This window comes from Candidatus Poriferisocius sp., from assembly GCF_965219815.1.
Taxonomy (GTDB): domain Bacteria; phylum Actinomycetota; class Acidimicrobiia; order Acidimicrobiales; family Bin134; genus Poriferisocius.
Genome location: NZ_OZ244791.1, coordinates 2,747,651 through 2,765,036 on the forward strand (window position 1 = coordinate 2,747,651; position 17,386 = coordinate 2,765,036).

Below are 17,386 nucleotides of genomic sequence, written 5' to 3' on the forward strand. Positions count from 1 at the left end.
ATGTCAACCGTCACCCTTGACAAGATCACCAAGATCTATCCCAACGGGTTCCAAGCCATTACCGAGCTGAGCCTGACGCTGGAGGAGGGGGAGTTCCTGGTACTGGTTGGGCCGTCGGGCTGTGGCAAATCAACCGCGCTGCGGATGATCGCGGGATTGGAGGACATCAGCTCGGGAGATCTGTACGTGGGGGACCGCTGGCTCAACGATGTCCAGCCCAAAGATCGGGACATTGCGATGGTGTTCCAGAGCTACGCGCTCTACCCCCAGATGACGGTCGCGGAGAACATCGGGTTTCCCCTGAAGCTTCGCAAGATCAGCAGGAGGGAGCGCCAAGAGCAGGTGTGGCAGGCGGCCGAGATACTGGAGCTCACCGAGCAACTCGAGAAGAAGCCGGCCCAGCTGTCGGGCGGGCAGCGCCAGCGGGTGGCGATGGGCCGGGCCATTGTCCGCCGTCCGGCGCTGTTCCTCATGGACGAGCCGCTTTCAAACCTCGATGCCAAGTTGAGGGTTCAGATGCGAGCCGACATTGCCGGGATTCAGCGGGAGCTGGGCGTCACCACCTTCTACGTGACCCACGACCAAGTCGAGGCCATGACCATGGGTGATCGAGTGGCAGTCATCAAAGACGGGATCCTCCAACAGGCTGCGGCGCCAGAGGCTCTCTATGACAACCCCGACAACGTGTTCGTGGCCGCTTTCATCGGCTCCCCGTCGATGAACCTCTACGAAGCGACCTTGTCGGAGGTTGACGGCCACTATCAGTTGCAGCTGGGCGACCAGTCTCTCGCAGTCCCTGAGCAGATTCTGGCAAGTCGCCCGGCGCTGCGGGACTACTTGGATCAGCCTGTAGTCGTCGGTATCCGCCCCGAGGATCTTGAGGATGCCGCCGTTGCTTCCGACCACCCGAACGATCAGCGCCTGGACGCGGAGGTTGCGGTGAGGGAGGCACTCGGCGCTGAGACTTTGGTTCACTTCTCCGTCGCCGCGCCCAGCGTGGACAGCGGAGACCCCGATGCCCTCGATGAGCTAGGCGACGAGGACGTCAGTCGGTGCACGGCCCGCTTCAGTGCCGCCACAAGAACCCGAGTCGGTGATCGCATCAGAGTCAATGTGTCAACCGAGAAGCTGCACTTCTTCGACCGCAGAACCCATTTGGCGATCCGCACATGAACACAAGAGTCCGTGCCGCCTCCGGTGGCGGTGTATCCGTCAGGACCCGTGCACGATGAGGACCAGCATCGACCGCATTCTCACAACCCATGTCGGCAGCTTGCCCCGGTCCGAGGCCGTTACGCGAGGGGTGTTTGCGATCGAGAGAGGCGAGCCCATTGATGTCGACGAGCACAATGCCGTCGTCGCAGCCGCGGTGGAGGCGATTGTGGCCCGACAGGTGTCGGCTGGGGTGGACGTAGTGAGCGATGGCGAGATGAGCAAGCTCAGCTATGCCACCTATATCAGATACCGCGTCACTGGATTTGAGGGCGACAGTCCCCGGCGGGCGCCTGCTGATCTGGAGGACTTCCCCTCGTTCCTCGAGCGCCAGGCCGCTACCGGAGGCACGCCGACCTATACCCGGCCCCAGTGCGTCGGCCCCGTGGAGGTGATGGACATGGGGCCTTGTCAGACAGACATCGCCAACTTCCGAGCGGCCACCGAGGAGCACACTCCGGTCGAGGGTTTCATCAACGCCGCTTCTCCAGGGGTAATCGCCCTCTTCCAACCTGACGCCTACTACGGAGACCACGAGGCCTACCTCTATGCCCTTGCCGACGCCATGAGAGCCGAGTACGAGGCCATCGTGAATGCCGGCTTCCTGCTGCAACTCGACTCGCCCGACCTTGGGCTGGGTCGGCACATGATGTTCAAGGGCAGGCCCGATGACGAGTACGAGCGGCTGGCAACCGTCCATGTTGAGGCGTTGAACCATGCGGTGAGGAATACCGATCCCAGTAGGATGAGGCTCCACATCTGCTGGGGCAATTACGAGGGTCCCCACACCCACGATGCGCCGATGTCTCAAGTGCTGCCGATAGCGCTCAAGGCCAAACCCCAAGCCCTGCTGTTTGAGTCGGCCAACCCAAGGCATGCCCACGAGTGGAGAACCTTTGCGGAGGCGACCATTCCTGAAGACAAGGTGCTGGTTCCCGGCGTTGTTGACACCACGACCCACTTTGTCGAACACCCGGAGTTGATCGCTCAGCGCATCGAGCGGTTCGCGGAGATCGTGGGGCGAGAGAGGGTGATGGCCGGCACTGATTGCGGCTTCTCGTCGTTTGCCGGATTTGAGGGGATCGATCCTGAGATTGCGTTCGCCAAGCTCGAAGCGCTCGCCCAGGGAGCGGAGTTGGCTTCGGAGAAACTGTGGCGAGCCGCTTGACGTCTACATCTGGTTGAGGAGCATGGCATGACCACTCACGATGACAACAAGGCTGCGCTCGTTCCGTTTCGAGATGCGCTGTACCACTGGACGGAAGCGGGTGTGCGCTCGGTGCTGGGGGATGCTTTCGCCTCCGAGGCTCTGGTGCATCTGGCATTTCCATTCGAGGCTCTCGATGGTCCCGAAGGTTTCTGGGACCAGGCTTTGAGCAAGTTGGCCTCGGCGATACCCGATGTCGAACGCCGCGACTTCATCGTGATGGCCGGAGACGATGACCAGGGGGACAGCTGGGTAGGGTGCGGCGGCCATTACACCGGTACTTGGCAGGGACCCTTTCTCGACATTCCTCCAACCGGGCACCAGGCGGCAATGCGCTACCACGAGTTCTTCCACATGGTCGAAGGGCGCGTGGTTGAGATGCAGGCCCTTTGGGATATCCCCGAGATGATGATGCAGGCTGGGGTGTGGCCAATGGGTCCGAGCCTCGGCCGCTATTGGCATGCCCCCGCCCCCGCCACCCAAGACGGGGTTCACCGCGGCTTGAGAGATGCCGCGGTATCGCAGGCCAGCGTGGATTGGGTTACTGGAATGCTGACAGACATGGGCCGTCATCCCGCCGAGCCTGAAGAAGTGATGCGCTTGGAGAACTGGTGGCATCCGAAGTTCAGTTGGTATGGCCCCGCCGGTATCGGGACAGGACGAGGGGTGAACGGTTTCCGCAACTGGCACCAGATCCCGTTTCTTGCCGCCATGCCTGACCGCCGAGTCGACTTCAGCAGCGTGAGCCATTTCTTCGGCGACAATGATTACGTCGGGGTCACCGCTTGGCCGGGAATGGCGATGACGGTGACTGGGGACGGCTGGCTTGGCATCGCTCCTTCAGATCGGGAGATCACCATGCGCAGCCTCGATTTCTGGCGACTGGAAACCGACCCGGTCACGGGCCAACGGTCGATACGTGAGAACTGGGTGCTCGTCGACCTGCTCCACGTGTGGAACCAACTGGGGGTGGATGTCTTTCGCCGAATGAGAGAGCTGACGGGCCCGCAAAAGCTCGCCCCATGAGGTGGATGGCTACATAGCTGAGGTGAACCCGCCGATCTGGTTGGGTTCGGTGTCGAATGACCTCACCATGGCATGGACGGAGTAGGAAGCGACGAGGCGTCCGTCTCGGGCGAAAATTCGGCCTTGACCCTGCACTTGGCCCCGGCCGGCGTAGACGGCGGGATTTTCGTAGAGATGCCAGTCAGATACGTCGGCCTCGTCGTGGAAGGCGATGTCGACCGCCATAGGACCAGTTGACAGGGTGACGTGGGCCAATGCCTCGGTGATGCCCCTATGGGGGCGCATCGAAGCTCCGATGGTGTAGTGCGTCGTGGCCTGGGCCAACAGAGCGGCCTGCATCGCCGGACCTTTGGGCCGGTCCCGATAGCGCATCCACACAAACAACTCCGGAGGACCCACATCATCAGGGTCGAAGTTGTAGGCACCGTCCACCACCCGGATGTCGCGCCCGATCACCTGGAAGTCCCGCAGCGGGCAATCCAGCGGATCGGGAACCTCGGGCATTTCAGCTGTCACCCGGTAGACGTCCTCAGCACCGCCGTCGAGCAGGACCAAGCCAACCGAGCACAACTTGTCGTGTTGGACGATACGGGTTTCCACGGTGGAGTAGGTCCGGCCCTGACGCAGCAGGTCCACTTCGACGGCCAAGGGAGAGTCGAACCGGGCCGCTCTGGTGAAGACCATCGAGGCCGACACCACCCGCTGGTCGGGGACGGTCTTGGATGCTGCCACAATGGCCTGGCCCAAGAGCTGGCCACCCTCAATCACTTGGCGGGGTCGCCGGTCATCAGGCAGGTCGATGAAGGTGCCCAGGGGCGGGTCGGGGAACGACGGACTGGTGAACCGCCGGTCGCCATCGGGCACCACGTCGATCAATCGAGCCAGATCGGCGGCAGTGCCCCAAACCGGAAAGCGGTAGGCCACGACGTCGTCGTCCTCGACCACCTCTTCAAGGAGCGCGACTTGGACCTGGTCGGTGTAGAAGGCCACGTGGCCTTCGAGGCCGGCAACTTCGGAGAACGGCTGGCGGTATGCCCAAACTACGTTCTCCCGGGTCTCGTTGCCTACGGACAGCGACCAATAGTCGGCCTGGCCTTTGAACGGGCACACCGTGTGCAGCTCGGTCTCGGTGAAGTGCTCCCAGGCCACATCGTCCATGGGGAAGTAGAGCTGGTCTTGATGATCCGACTCCTTGACGATCAGGCATGAGTCGCTTTCCGCCACGACGGTGCCGTTGAACGTCGCACGTCCCCGGCCCGACCACGGGACCAGGTCGATGGCATACCCGGGGTACCGGCCCCACGCAGACTCAATCTCGCTCACGCTGAGATCGTATTGGTAGCGTCGCCTCGACGGGGGAGCGGGAGGAAGAGGAGCTCATGATTAAGCCAATGGAGGGCATCCGCATCCTGGATGTCTGCGATCACACCTTCGTGCCCGCGGCGTCCGCGGTATTGGCCGACTGGGGTGCCGATGTCATCAAGATCGAGCACGCTCAGCGGGGCGATGCGGCTCGGGGCCTGGCGTCGAGTGGCGCCCTCGACCTCAAGGGGCAGGTCCACGCCATCATGGAACACGCCAACCGAGGAAAGCGCAGCCTCGGGCTCGACCTCCAAACCGAGGAGGGGATGTCGATTCTGCACCGGTTAATCGCCATTTCAGATGTCTTCCTCACCAACAAGCCGCCGAATGTGCGAGAGCGGCTGCAGATAACCGAGGAAGAGGTGCGGCCCCATAACGAGAACATCGTGTACGCGGCGGGCACCGCGTGGGGTCCCGAGGGGCCGGAGGGCAATCGGGGCGGCTACGACATGACCTCGTTCTGGGTGCGGTCGGGGGCGGCCATGGGCACCTGGTATGCCGACGATGAGCGCATGCCCTCTCAGCCGGGTCCGGCCTTCGGCGACTCGATCGGGGCGATGACAATCGCCGGAGGGATTGCCACCGCGTTGTTCCATCGGGAGCGGACCGGGGAGGGCGTCGCGCTGGAGGTGTCGCTGCTGGGCACCGGCCTGTGGGCTATGGGCGCCGGTGTGGCGATGTCGCACGTCAACAACACGCCGTGGCGGCCGGTGGACCTCAGCGGGCTCACTCAGCCGCTCCTCGGCAACTACGTCACGGCCGACGGCTACACCATCAACATCACCTGCCTCCAGCCTCTCCAATATTGGCAGGAGTTCTGCCAGGTCATCGAGCGTCCGGAACTGATCGAAGACGAGCGATTCGCCACCTATGAGACGCTGATGGCCAACGCTGCCCCGGCTCGGAATGTCGTCGAGGAGGTGGTGGCGAGCCGCACCCTGGAAGAAGTGCGGGAGCTCTTCGCCGACTTCTCCGGTCAGTGGACGCCGGCGCTCGACACTCTCGAGATCATCGACGATCCTCAAGTAGAGGCCAACGGCTACGTCCAGGATGCGGTGACCGAAGATGGGATTCCGTTCAAGTTGGTGGCAGTTCCGGTTCAGTTCAACGGGGAGCCGGCCCCACCGGGCCGCGCTCCTGGGTTCAACGAGCACGGCGATGAGATCCTCACCGAGAACCTGGGCATGGACTGGGACGAGGTCATCGACTTGAAGGTCAAAGGGGTGGTTGCGTAATGAAGGCCGCGGTTGTATATGAGGCCAGCGTTCCTATCGACGTCGTGGAGTTCACCTCCGGCGCTGTCGGTCCGAATGATGTGCGGGTCAAGGTGGGCGCCAGTGGCCTGTGCCACTCGGATGTCGCGGTGCAAACCGGTGATCTGCCGTTTCCTCTCCCCATGATCCTCGGCCATGAAGGCGCTGGAGTGGTGGAGGAAATTGGCCGCGAGGTCACCACTTGCCAGGTGGGCGACCATGTGGTGCTCTCAGCTCTGATCCACTGCGGGGTGTGCCGGAACTGCCTCAAAGGCCGGCCCAACCTGTGCTCTGCGAATCTGGATCTGACTTTCACCGGCACTGATTCCGCCGAAGGTGAGCCGCGGATGGCCGATTCCGAGGGCCGCGGTCTCTACCAGTTCTCGGCGATCGGCACCCTCTCGGAAGAGCTCGTCTGCAACGAGAGACGTGCCATACCGATCCCCAGCGATGTGCCGCTGGAGATTGCGGCCATGACTGGTTGCGGCGTGTTGACGGGAACGTCGGCAGTCTTCAATCGGGCCAAGGTGCAGCCGGGTTCCTCTGTGGTGGTGATCGGCTGCGGCGGCGTGGGACTCAACGTGATCCAAGGGGCTGTGCTCGCCGGGGCCAGCGGGATCATCGGCGTCGACCTCCACGACGACAAGCTGGCCATGGCGCAGGGTTTTGGAGCCACCCACCTCATCAAGAACGAAGACCCCGAAGCCACAGTCGAGCAGGTTTTCGAGTTCACTGGGGGAGAAGGAGCCGACTACGCGTTTGAAGTGGTTGGCATCCCCGCCCTGGTACGCCTGGCCTGGGACTGCCTCCGTCAGGACGGCACGGTTGTGGCCATCGGAGTCCAAGCCGCCGGCGCTTTGACCGAGCTGCCCGGCCTGGAGTTCTGTATGACAGAGAAGACTCTCATGGGTTGCGTGTACGGCACTTCTAGGCCCACCACTGACATTCCGATGCTGGTTGAGATGTACCGGCAAGGCCAGCTCGAGATCGAGAAGCTCATCACCCACCGATTCGATCTCGAGGAAATCAACGGCGCTGTTGAGAAGATGGAAGACGGCCATAACGCCCGCGGGGTCGTCGTATTCTGAGAGCAGATGTCGGACTCGATGGGCCGCATGGCGGCCAGTATCAGCGTTGTCGCTCTGGTTGCAGCTTTGCTGATGGCATGCGGATCATCTGCGGATCAATCGGATGAGGCTCCGAACGATGCCCGGCAGCCCGACGCCGCCACGCAGCCAACTCCTTCGTTGGAGGCGACTCCGGTTGAACCGACTGGTGATGGCCCGGCTGGAACCCCAGCCGTAGACGTTCCCTCGGTACCTGTTGAAGCTGCCACAAGTGAGCCCGACCCCGTTGCCTCTGGGGTTGGCTACATCGAAGAGGTGTACACCGATTATGAGCGTGTGACACCGCCGAGCGGAGACGATCCCGGTAGGGATAGCCGGACGCTTCGGACCCTGATCGTATATCCGGCCGCGGTTGATGGCGCGTCCGCTCCGGTCGAGAGCGCTTCGCCGGCCGGTGGCCCCCATCCGCTGGTGCTGTTCGCCCACGGGCTGGGCGGTTTTCCGGAGGGATACGGGGAGATTCTGGCTGCGGTGGCTTCAGGGGGATACGTGGTTATCGCCCCCGAGTTCCCCCGCAGCTCGCGTTTCAATCCTGGTGGCCCCGACGCGGGCGATACCGGTTCTCAACCGGGGGACCTGAGCTTTCTGATCGACACCGTTGTCGAACGGGCCGCCGATCCCCAATGGCCGTTGGCGGGCACGGTGGACAACAGCCAAGTCGCGGCAATAGGGCATTCCAACGGGGCGATCACCGTGCTGGGAATCAGCGCCAACAGTTGTTGCCGCGACGAGCGGGTAGACGCGGTGGTGGCCATGGCGGGTCCGCCGGCCCCGTTTGAGGGTGAATACGACTTCGCCGCCACTCCGCCCATCTTGATAATCCACGGCACCAAGGACCCCTTGATCCTCTATGCGACCTCTCCGAAGCTGTTCAATGACATCTCGACGATAAAGGGCCTCTTGACCCTAGAAGGCGCGGATCACGGTTCTTGGCTAGGTCAAACCAGCAATCTCTTCGACGATGTTGTCACCACCATCTTGGACTTTTTGGCCGTGGCTTTCGCCGGAGATGAAGAGGCCGCCAACCGCTTGCAACAGCCCCGCTCATCTCCCGAAGCCGAATTGGTGTTCGCAGCCGAAGCCGATTCCGGCTTGAGGGTTGAATTCAAGGTTCCCGAGCTCAGCCGTCAAGCATCGGCCGAGCCGACAACTGGGCTAGTCGACGGTCAAACCGTGGTGGTCACGTGGAGTGGCTTCCTCCCCGAGCAAACCGTGAACATCCTCCAATGCTCCCAGGGCGGTACTGAGGGTTCGGGGGCCTGCGACTTCACCAACGCCAGGATCTTGCATCCCAATCCCACTGGCGAGGGCTCGGTGGAGTTGGCGGTCATCGTTGGCGCGGTAGGCAGCGGTATCTGTGATGCCACTGTCGACGACTGCGTAATCGCGGTCAACGACTCGGGCCTCCAAGAACCCGAGGCCACTATCCGAATCCCCCTCAGCTTTGCCCCATAACTCCGAACTCTGATCGACTGCGGCCATAGGATTTCAGGCGCGCAAGAGGGGGTTGTATGAGACTTGAAGGCAAAGTTGCGATAGTCACCGGTGCGGGCGGCGCCGGTGTCGGAGGGCTGGGGGTTGTGTACGCCCGGGCGCTGGCCTCAGAGGGTGCCGCGGTGGTCGTCTCTGATATCGATGGCGAAGCAGCAGTTCGCACCGCCGAGAGCATCGCCTCAACCGGGGCCCAGGCCATCGGAGTCTGCTGTGACGTGACATCTGACGAAGACATCAACGCAATGGTGAAGACTGCCGACGATGCATTCGGCGGCGTCGACATCCTGGTCAACAACGCCGGGCTGGCTCGGGGGAAGTGGAGCGAGGCGTTGATCCTCTCCGCCGATGAATGGATGGAGATCCTGGCCGTGAATACCGTTGCCCCGATCATGTGCGCCAAGGCCTGTGCTGAGTCAATGCGCAGTCGGGGTGGAGGTGTCGTCGTCAACCAGTCTTCGAACGGCGCATTGATCGATGCCGGGGCCTACACGGTTTCGAAACTCGCGCTCAACGGCGTGACGAAGGTGCTGGCCGATGAATTCTCGAGTGACAACATCAGGGTCAACGGCATCGCTCCGGGCGTGATGACCGCCAAGCTTCCCGAGGAGCAAGTGCAGAGGCTGCTGGCCCGCCAAACCGTCAGACGACCCGGTCATCCCGAAGACCTTGTCGGTTTGCTGCTGTACCTGTGCTCGGAGGAATCAAGCTTCATGAACGGCCAGACCGTGGTGATAGATGGCGGCATGGCCCGCATCACGAAATAGAGGTCAAGTACCTCTGCCCGACATCGGTGGGGCAGACTTGGGGGATGTCCACCACTGAGCTCGTCATCGACGTCGACACCCATGTCACCGAGCCCCCTGACACCTTCGTTTCTCGGGTTCCCGCCAAGTTGAAAGACCGCGTACCCAGAGTGGAGCGCACCGAAGAGGGCAAAGATCACTGGTTCGTGGGAGGCGAGGTGTTCTCGTCGGTGGGCATGACCGCGGTGGCTGGTTGGCCGGAGCCCTTTCCCGCCGGCCCATCTGTGTTCGAAGAAATCCATCCCGCGGCCTACGACTCCAGTGAGCGGCTGAAGCTCATGGATGAGCAGGGAATCTGGGCTCAGGTGCTCTATCCCAATGTCGGGGGATTCGGCGCCCAGCACTTCCTCAAGCTGAAGGACCGCGAGCTGATGCTGGCCTGTGTTCAGGCTTACAACAACTTCCAGCTCGACTGGATATCTCCCGATCCGCGGCGATTCGTGGCCGTCATCTCGACCCCCTTCTGGGACATCGATGACACCGTGGCGGAGGTCGCCCGGTGCGCCGAGCTCGGCCACCGCGCGGTCCTGTTCACTGGCGAGCCGCAGCGGTTCGGACTGCCCCTCCTCGGTGACCCCCACTGGGATCCACTGTGGTCGGTGGCCCAGGAGGCCGGCCTTCCTATCAGCTTCCATATCGGCAGCGGTGACACCACCACCGGGTTCACTCCAGAGCGGATGGCAGCCCACGGCAAGCCTTCCACCTACGCCTACGCGTCTCTGGAGATGTTCCTCAAGAACGGCATCCAGCTCACCGATCTGCTGGGGTCCGGCGTACTTCCTCGCTACCCCGACCTCAAGTTCGTGTCGGTGGAGAGCGGCATCGGATTCATCCCCTTTGTGCTCGAGGCTGTCGACCACTCCTTCAATGAATGCGGCGGACTTGAGCAGGCCGCCAACTTCGAGATGATGCCCAGCGAGTACTTCCGCCGCCAGGTGTACGCCTGTTACTGGTTCGAGGAGACTGCACCGCAGCGGCTGCTCGACAAGATCGGCGTCGACAACGTGTTGTTCGAGACCGACTTCCCCCACCCGACTTGTCTCTATGGGAATGTGCGGGAGCGGATCGAGGCCTCGCTCGCCGGCCATTCCGAGGAAGTCCGCCGCAAGCTGCTGTGGGAGAACGCAGCCGCCCTCTACCGAATCGAGGGACCCGAAGACTAGAGATGCTCGAGGTGTCCCAAGATCATCTCTTGGAGATGGCGGAGCCGAACCTCGACATTCGTTCGGTTCTGTGGAGATCCGGCTACTGCCAGGCTGCACAGTCCGCTGACAGCGGCATCGGTGAGCGCCATCAGACGGCCAGCCGTCTCCTGGTCGAGTTGGGCGCCGAAGAACTGGCCGCAAGCCTCGGGTAGTCCTTGGAACTCGCGAGCGTCGTACCACTCTGCCAGTTCGTCGGAGCGTTCCTCAATGGCATGGTAGGAGCTGTATGCCGCGCAAAAGCGAAATGCTGACTCCTGGGCGGGATACACCGCGAAAAGGGCATTGAGACAGTGGCGGGCTGCGTCAAGGCCGCTGACTCCAGCGGGAACCTCTGCTCTGACCGCCTCAAGGACCGATTCGAGCATTCGGCTATACACCTCGAGGGCAATTGCGCCGCACTCGGGGAAGTGGCGGTACACGGTAACCCGGCTCACTCCGGCCTGCTCGGCGATCTCCCCCATCGTCGTGGAGGCGATTCCTTGCTCCAAGAACAACACCTGTCCCGCTTCGATGATCGCTGAACGGCTTTGAGTGTTCAGATCTTCGTGGTCGGAGCGGTATTTTCTGAGCTTGCTGGAGGCACCCATTTGGGCCACCCTACACTGCGTAGAAGCGATGTGTCACATGGTGGTTTTGGTGTACTGATGTTCGAACGACGGGCTTACATGTTGGATGTCTCGAGGGACCGAGTACCGACCCAGGAGACCCTGGAGTGGCTGGTAGAGGTCTTAGCGGAGCTCGGATTCAACGAGCTCCAACTCTATGTCGAGCACACATTCGCCTATTCCGGACATCGTGAAGTGTGGGAGGGGGCATCACCCTTGACTGCGGAAGAACTGCGGTGGCTTGATCGTGTTTGCCAGGCCCGCGGCATCGACCTCGTCGGGAACATGAACTGTTTCGGCCATATGGAGCGATGGTTGGCCCACGAGCGCTATCGAGGTCTAGCTGAGTGCCCCGATGGAGCGCCCGCCCTTTTCGGCCCTGGCACTATGCGGCCGGGGTGCCTGGCTCCCACGGCACAGAATGCCGCGTTTGGCGTTGCCCTGGCTCGGGAATTAGGTGGGGCTGTCCGCAGCAGCCGCATCCATATTGGTGGTGACGAGCCATTCGAATTGGGGGAAGGCGTTTCCGCGCCGGACGTGGCCGCGCGGGGCCGGGAAACCGTGTATATCGAGCATCTGACCCGGATCATCGAGCCTCTGGTTGGCGACGGCTACCAAGTGATGTTCTGGGCCGATCAGTTCCGCCGGGACCCCTCCTTGCTGGACAGGATTCCCGACGGAGCGGTGCCGGTTGTCTGGAACTATGAGGCTCCATCCGAAGGAGGGTGGGAGGCCATGCTCCCGCCCGACCTTCGCGATCGTCTCGTGCTTCCAGAGGATCCCCATCTGGGCTTTCAATCCCACGCTCGTCTCTTCATAGAAGCTGGAATGCCGTTCTGGGTGGCTCCAGGAACCGGCAGCTGGAACACCTTTATCGGTCGAAACCTCAACGCGGCTGCCAACATCGCCGACGCTGCCGCGATTGGCGGAGCTCATGAGTCACCCGGGTTCCTGCTGACCGACTGGGGCGACAATGGGCACTTCCAACCCCTGTCGGTGTCGCTCCCGTCCATGGTGCGGGGTGGCGCGGCCGCCACAGGAGAACCTGTCGATGACGACGCACTGGTGGCTGAGCGCATCGACGAGGTATTGGGCTGCGAGAGGGGAGTGGGAGCGCTGATCGACCGCCTCGGCCGAATCGGCGAGGAGTTGGGAATGGTGTCTCCCAACTCCAGCCCCATCTTCACGCCGTTGTTCGCGTCCGGAATCCCAGGATTCGGAGAACCAGACCCAGAGGGATTCGCTCGGGGGATGGAGACCCTCGCGGAGGCCAATGAGCGTTTCTCCCGAACGATCAGCGGCCCGCGGGGTGCAGTGATAGCGGCAGAGATGAAATCGGCCTGTCGCTTTGCCGAACTCGGCCTGCGGCGGCTCGGCGCGAAGCACGGCTTGGGGATCGATGCACCAGTCGCCGGCGAAATCGACGAAGCCGCGCAAGCCCAGCGCGCCGCATGGCTGCTTTCCAGCCGACCTGGCGGCCTCGACGACTCGATCAGCAAGCTGATCCGATAGGGCCGCGTGACGGGTACCCTGACCCCAGGAGAGCTGCGCATGAGAATCGGATTCATCGGACTGGGGAACATCGGCGGACCATGTGCCCGCCATGTCTTGGCCGCGGGAAACGAGCTGACCGTGGCCGACCTTGACCACGATGCCCAACAGCGTTTGGTCGATGCCGGCGCACAAGAGGCTGCCCATCCCGCGGGGGTCGCGGAGGCCTCCGAGGCCGTCCTGCTGTCGCTGCCCTCACCGGAGGCGTCGTGCGCCGTGGTGACCGGCGAAGACGGGATCCTCTCGACTGCGTCGCCGGCATCGGTGGTCGTCGACCTCTCTACCAATAGTGCAGGTGTCACTGAAGATCTCTTCAAAGCTTGCGCTGCTGCCGGAGTCGACTACATCGACTGTCCGGTATCAGGAGGCAGCGTGGGGGCGGAAGCTGGAACCCTCACCCTCATGCCCTCCGGCGACGAAACAGCCTTCGGCCGAGTCAAAGACGTGCTGCTGTGCTTCGGAAATGAGGAAACCCAATGGCTCGGTCCATCAGGCACCGGCACGCTGATAAAGCTGATCAACAACCAGGTGTTCCTTGTCGGTACCCAAGTGTTTGCAGAGGGGTACCTCATGGCCGCCAAAGCCGGTCTCGACATGCCCAGGTTCTTGGACGTGCTCCGGGGAAGCTCGGCAGGCTTCTACATGCTGCTCTCTGAGATGATCGTGAACCGCCAATGGGATGACTCAACCTACGATCTGTCCTTGGCCGAGAAGGATCTGCGCTTGGCGCTCGAGTCATCAGAGCAGATCGATACACCCCTCCCGTTGACGAGGGCTGCCCACGGGGTGTTGGAACAGGCCGTGCAGTTGGGGCTGGGGGATAAGTTCTTCATTGGGGCGCTCGAAGCGCTCGAACACGAGGCTGGTTTCACTGTTCCGGTGCCGCCCCAGGAGGACTGATGGCAGCGCTGGACATTCCCGATCTCAGCAGCTATCAGACATTTGTCCACGGGTTCCCCCATGAGGCTTTCATCCAGCTGCGGGAACAGGCTCCGGTGTGGTGGCACGAGCCCACCGATCGCACCCCAGACGGCGAGGGCTTTTGGTGTGTGAGTACCCATGAGCTGGTAGTTGAGGTGTTTCGCAGCCCCAAGATCTACTCCAGCCACACCGGAGGGGATCGCCCTTACGGCGGTACAACCATCAACGACATGGAGATGAGCGGGAAGCTCCTGAACATGATGGACGACCCGCGCCACCAGCGGATCCGACAGTTGGTGAACAAGGGATTCACTCCCAAGATGATCGGTCGGATCCGCGATGACCTGGAGACCAGATCTCGCCAGATCCTCGACAGCGTGGCCCCCGCTCTCGGCAAGCGGGGCGCCTGCGACCTCGTTGTCGATGTGGCCGCGGAGCTTCCGCTTCAGGCCATTTGCATGCTGCTGGGCGTGCCCAACGAGGATCGACGCATGCTGTGCGAGTGGGTGGACATCACCTCTGAGACCCTTACTCAAGAGGAGATGTCCAGCGAGCCCAGTGAGGCCGGTGTCAACATGTTCTTATACGGCCAGCGCCTCATCCAAGAGCGCATCGAGAACCCGGGAGACGACCTGCTTTCGGTGGTCATCCACGGCGAGCTCCCCGACCAGGATCCTTCCCGGCTGGACAGCGACGAAGTGGCAATGTTCTGGTCGCTGCTGTTCACCGCCGGATCGGAGACCACTCGGAAGGCCATCGCCGGGGGCTTGTGGGAGTTGGTGAAGTCGCCGGAGCAGTTGATTCGCCTCACCGCCGATCGGTCCCTCATGGGCACGGCGATCGAAGAGATCGTCCGGTGGACGACACCGTCGGTCTACAAGCGGCGCACGGCCACACAGGACACGGTGCTGGGTGGCCAGAACATCCAGGCGGGAGAGAAGGTCGTGGTGTGGGAGATGTCGGCCAATCGGGACGATGCAGTGTTCGATGATCCGTTTGATTTCCGCATCGACCGAAGTCCTAACAACCATATGGGCTTTGGTCACGGCCCCCATTTCTGCCTGGGCGCCAATCTGGCCCGGCTCGAGATCGATGTGATGCTCAACACGATCTTGGATCGCTGGACCGATATCGAGATCGTCGGTGAGGCCACATGGACCCGCACCAACCGATTGAGCGGGCTCAAGACGCTGCCCATCGAGTTCATCGACCTCGCCGTTGGCCATACGGCCACTGATTAGAGTTCATCGACTATGGAGATCCGGCAGCTGGCAGGTGCCCTCGGCGCGGAGGTGCTCGGGTTGGATCTGACCAGTGAGATCTTCGACACCGAATTCGCGTCGGTGCGCGATGCCCTTCACGGGAACGGCGTCATCTGCATCCGCGGCCAGGAAGCGATGACCCCTGAAGACCAGCTGGCCTTTGCCGCCAAGTGGGGGGAGGTCTCCATCCACCCCTATGTCCCGTCGATCGAGGGGTACCCGGGGATCATGAAGATCTACGACCCGAACCCCATCACCCAGACCTGGCACTCCGACTCGACCCACATGCGCGAGCCCCATGCCTACACTTTGCTGCTGGCCAGGGTTTTGCCCGAGGTGGGTGGTGACACGATGTTTGCCAGTGCAACCAGGGCGTTCGAGTCGCTGTCACCCGGTCTCCAGGAGTTGCTCCGCTCCCTCTCCGCGGTCCATGAGGGCACCAGCCTGGCTGCCGACGCCGGCTTGGACCACGAGGCGGTGGTTGCCGTGCACCCGATGGTGAGGGTCCATCCTGACACCGGAGCCGAGGCATTGTTCGTCAACGGCAACTACGTGACTCGAATCGATAGGTGGACCCTTGAAGAGAGCCGCCCTCTCCTGGAACACCTCTACGGAGTGATCGGGCGCTATGAGAACACGTATCGACATCGGTGGTGCAGCGGCGACCTGGTGATCTGGGACAACCGCTTGACTCAGCACGCTGTTGTCGGGGATGTGGCCGGTGAGGAGCGTGTGCTCCACCGGGTCACCATTGCCGGGAGCGCCCTCGTCTAGTCGGTGAGGCGAGCCAGCTGCTCCAGATGTTCGACGGTGCTTCCCCCCTCAGTCTGGATGGCCCAGGCTCGACGGGTGAGCGGCGCGAGATAGTGGTCCTCGTAGTAGCCGTCGGCCCCGTGCAACTGATGGGCACCGGCCATCACATCCAGCAGGCACTCGTTCCCAGTCACCTTGGCCGCTGACACCAGGTAGTCGCGTTGTGGCCCGGAGGGGACGAGGGCGGCCTCCGCAGTGGTCAGCTCCATGGCCTCAACCGCGATAGCCATGTCCACAAAGCGATGACGGGCCACCTGTAGGTCTCCCACCTGCTTCCCGTACAACGGGCGCTGGAGAGCGTGCTGAGCAGTCAGGGCCAAGACTCGGCGGGCCTGCGCTGCCTGCTCGGCACAGGTGGAGAGAACAGGGTTATCGAACGTCGCGGCCGGGGGAGCGGCCACAGTCAGGTCGCGGCTCAACAGGTCGGCCGCAATCATGTCCCGGTGGGTCTCGTTCGCGCCGACCGACACGGTGGGGTGAATGGCCTCTAAAGCGTCATAGGCATACGACGGGCCGTCCTCAAACATCGGAGTCCATTCGGTTTCGTCCTGCCCCGCTCCCAATCGGGCCATGCGGGCGATGTCCTGGAGAAGCTCGGTGGACGTCACCTTCACCACTGACGCCTCATAGCCAACAGGCTGGCCGGACTCCTCGTACTCGATCAGTCTCTGGCCGAAGGCCCGGACTCGGGCCGCGGCCGCGTGCAGCCTGGCCCGCTCCAGCCGGGCAACTCCCGTTGGCAGTCGTTGCAACCACTGTTCCGCCCATCCGTAGTGGGCCAAGGAGCCTCGTTCCGCGGCCACCGCCGCCATCACTTGCGACCATCCCTCGCCAACTTCGCCCAGCACGCAATCGTCATCGATTCGCACCTGGCGAAGGTCGATTTCGCCGAGAGTCCAGCGATTGATGGTGGGCTTTCGCTCTACCTCGACTCCGGAAGTATCCAAGGGAACCAAGAACATGGTCATCGAAGAGCGAGCGCTCTTCTTGGGGTCAGTAACGGCCAACACCACAGCTACGTCGGCCTTGTGGGCCCCCGTCACGTGTGACTTGGTTCCCGACAGCACCCACCCGCCGGAGTCTCGGACCCCCGTTGCGGAGATGGCCGCCAGGTTGTTGCCAGCCCCGGCCTCGCTATAGGCGATAGCCCCCAACATCTCACCGGAGACCATGGGTGCCAGCCAACGAGCCTTCTGGGCTCGGGTTCCGAAGCGAGAGAGTACGAACCCGCACAGCGTCACACCGGTGTCGATGGAGGGTGCACCGTGGAAGGCGGCCTCCAGGTCGTACACGTGCTTCCAGGCCCGAGACCGTCCCTGGCCACCATCGGCCGCGGGCAATGAGATGGCCAGCATGCCCCGCCGGGCGGCCTCCTGCTGATGACGCCGCTCGAAATCCCGATTGAGTCCTGTCAGATCAGTCGGGTCGATATGGCCAGCAACCTTCTCGGACCCCATCTCTGTGTTCAGAAACTCCCTAACCTCATCGCGCCATGGGAGCAGCTCTGGACGTAGCCGGAGTTCGGTCAGCCGCATAGTCCGAGGC

15 protein-coding genes are annotated in these 17,386 nt (G+C 62.6%); 12 read left to right on the plus strand and 3 right to left on the minus strand.

Annotated features, from left to right (window positions below):
• Genes ACOQPI_RS13190 through ACOQPI_RS13200 form a run of 3 tightly spaced genes read left to right on the plus strand, consistent with a single transcriptional unit; the run spans nucleotide 1 to nucleotide 3,445 of the window.
• A complete protein-coding gene (locus ACOQPI_RS13190; RefSeq protein ID WP_420620083.1) occupies nucleotides 1–1,173 on the plus strand; it encodes an ABC transporter ATP-binding protein in 1,173 nt (390 codons plus the stop codon).
• 55 nt (nucleotides 1,174–1,228) lie between these two features.
• Nucleotides 1,229–2,380 (plus strand): cobalamin-independent methionine synthase II family protein, encoded by a 1,152-nt coding sequence (locus ACOQPI_RS13195; protein ID WP_420620084.1) that lies wholly within the window; start codon nucleotides 1,229–1,231, stop codon nucleotides 2,378–2,380.
• 27 nt (nucleotides 2,381–2,407) lie between these two features.
• Entirely contained in the window at nucleotides 2,408–3,445 is a 1,038-nt protein-coding gene (locus tag ACOQPI_RS13200; RefSeq protein ID WP_420620085.1) for an ester cyclase, read from the plus strand.
• Nucleotides 3,446–3,454: 9 nt separating this feature from the next.
• On the opposite strand, the gene ACOQPI_RS13205 is transcribed toward ACOQPI_RS13200, so the two are convergent.
• A complete protein-coding gene (locus tag ACOQPI_RS13205) occupies nucleotides 3,455–4,768 on the minus strand; it encodes a DUF427 domain-containing protein (RefSeq protein WP_420620086.1) in 1,314 nt (437 codons plus the stop codon).
• A gap of 56 nt (nucleotides 4,769–4,824) precedes the next feature.
• On the opposite strand from ACOQPI_RS13205, the gene ACOQPI_RS13210 reads away from it, so the two are divergent.
• From ACOQPI_RS13210 to ACOQPI_RS13230, 5 genes are all read left to right on the plus strand, one after another.
• Entirely contained in the window at nucleotides 4,825–6,042 is a 1,218-nt protein-coding gene (locus ACOQPI_RS13210; protein WP_420620087.1) for a CaiB/BaiF CoA transferase family protein, read from the plus strand.
• The gene (locus ACOQPI_RS13215) at nucleotides 6,042–7,148 is read left to right on the plus strand and encodes a zinc-binding dehydrogenase (RefSeq protein WP_420620088.1); all 1,107 of its coding nucleotides are present in this window, start codon (nucleotides 6,042–6,044) and stop codon (nucleotides 7,146–7,148) included. Before ACOQPI_RS13210 ends, ACOQPI_RS13215 begins: the two co-directional genes overlap by 1 nt.
• 315 nt (nucleotides 7,149–7,463) lie before the next feature.
• Complete coding sequence (locus ACOQPI_RS13220) at nucleotides 7,464–8,642, plus strand: neocarzinostatin apoprotein domain-containing protein (RefSeq protein WP_420620089.1); 1,179 nt, start codon at nucleotides 7,464–7,466, stop codon at nucleotides 8,640–8,642.
• A 56-nt stretch (nucleotides 8,643–8,698) separates the two neighbouring features.
• Nucleotides 8,699–9,445 carry an SDR family NAD(P)-dependent oxidoreductase gene (locus ACOQPI_RS13225; protein ID WP_420620090.1) on the plus strand — a complete coding sequence of 249 codons (747 nt, stop codon included), beginning with the start codon at nucleotides 8,699–8,701 and terminating at the stop codon, nucleotides 9,443–9,445.
• 44 nt (nucleotides 9,446–9,489) lie between these two features.
• Nucleotides 9,490–10,647 carry an amidohydrolase family protein gene (locus tag ACOQPI_RS13230; protein WP_420620091.1) on the plus strand — a complete coding sequence of 386 codons (1,158 nt, stop codon included), beginning with the start codon at nucleotides 9,490–9,492 and terminating at the stop codon, nucleotides 10,645–10,647.
• On the opposite strand, the gene ACOQPI_RS13235 is transcribed toward ACOQPI_RS13230, so the two are convergent.
• Nucleotides 10,644–11,276, minus strand: coding sequence for a TetR/AcrR family transcriptional regulator (locus ACOQPI_RS13235; protein WP_420620092.1), 633 nt, complete (start codon nucleotides 11,274–11,276; stop codon nucleotides 10,644–10,646). The genes ACOQPI_RS13230 and ACOQPI_RS13235 overlap by 4 nt on opposite strands.
• A gap of 57 nt (nucleotides 11,277–11,333) precedes the next feature.
• Between ACOQPI_RS13235 and ACOQPI_RS13240 the strand changes: the two genes are divergently transcribed.
• Genes ACOQPI_RS13240 through ACOQPI_RS13255 form a run of 4 tightly spaced genes read left to right on the plus strand, consistent with a single transcriptional unit; the run spans nucleotide 11,334 to nucleotide 15,802 of the window.
• Nucleotides 11,334–12,806 (plus strand): glycoside hydrolase, encoded by a 1,473-nt coding sequence (locus tag ACOQPI_RS13240; protein WP_420620093.1) that lies wholly within the window; start codon nucleotides 11,334–11,336, stop codon nucleotides 12,804–12,806.
• Between the two features lie 39 nt (nucleotides 12,807–12,845).
• Nucleotides 12,846–13,745: an NAD(P)-dependent oxidoreductase gene (locus tag ACOQPI_RS13245; protein WP_420620094.1), complete on the plus strand. Its 900-nt coding sequence runs from the start codon at nucleotides 12,846–12,848 to the stop codon at nucleotides 13,743–13,745.
• Nucleotides 13,745–15,007 (plus strand): cytochrome P450, encoded by a 1,263-nt coding sequence (locus ACOQPI_RS13250; RefSeq protein ID WP_420620095.1) that lies wholly within the window; start codon nucleotides 13,745–13,747, stop codon nucleotides 15,005–15,007. The genes ACOQPI_RS13245 and ACOQPI_RS13250 overlap by 1 nt, the downstream gene beginning before the upstream one ends.
• Before the next feature lie 12 nt (nucleotides 15,008–15,019).
• Entirely contained in the window at nucleotides 15,020–15,802 is a 783-nt protein-coding gene (locus tag ACOQPI_RS13255; protein WP_420620096.1) for a TauD/TfdA dioxygenase family protein, read from the plus strand.
• On the opposite strand, the gene ACOQPI_RS13260 is transcribed toward ACOQPI_RS13255, so the two are convergent.
• Nucleotides 15,799–17,376, minus strand: a complete 1,578-nt coding sequence (locus ACOQPI_RS13260) for an acyl-CoA dehydrogenase family protein (protein WP_420620097.1) — start codon at nucleotides 17,374–17,376, stop codon at nucleotides 15,799–15,801. The two genes, ACOQPI_RS13255 and ACOQPI_RS13260, sit on opposite strands and share 4 nt — an antisense overlap.
• Nucleotides 17,377–17,386: the final 10 nt, after the last annotated feature.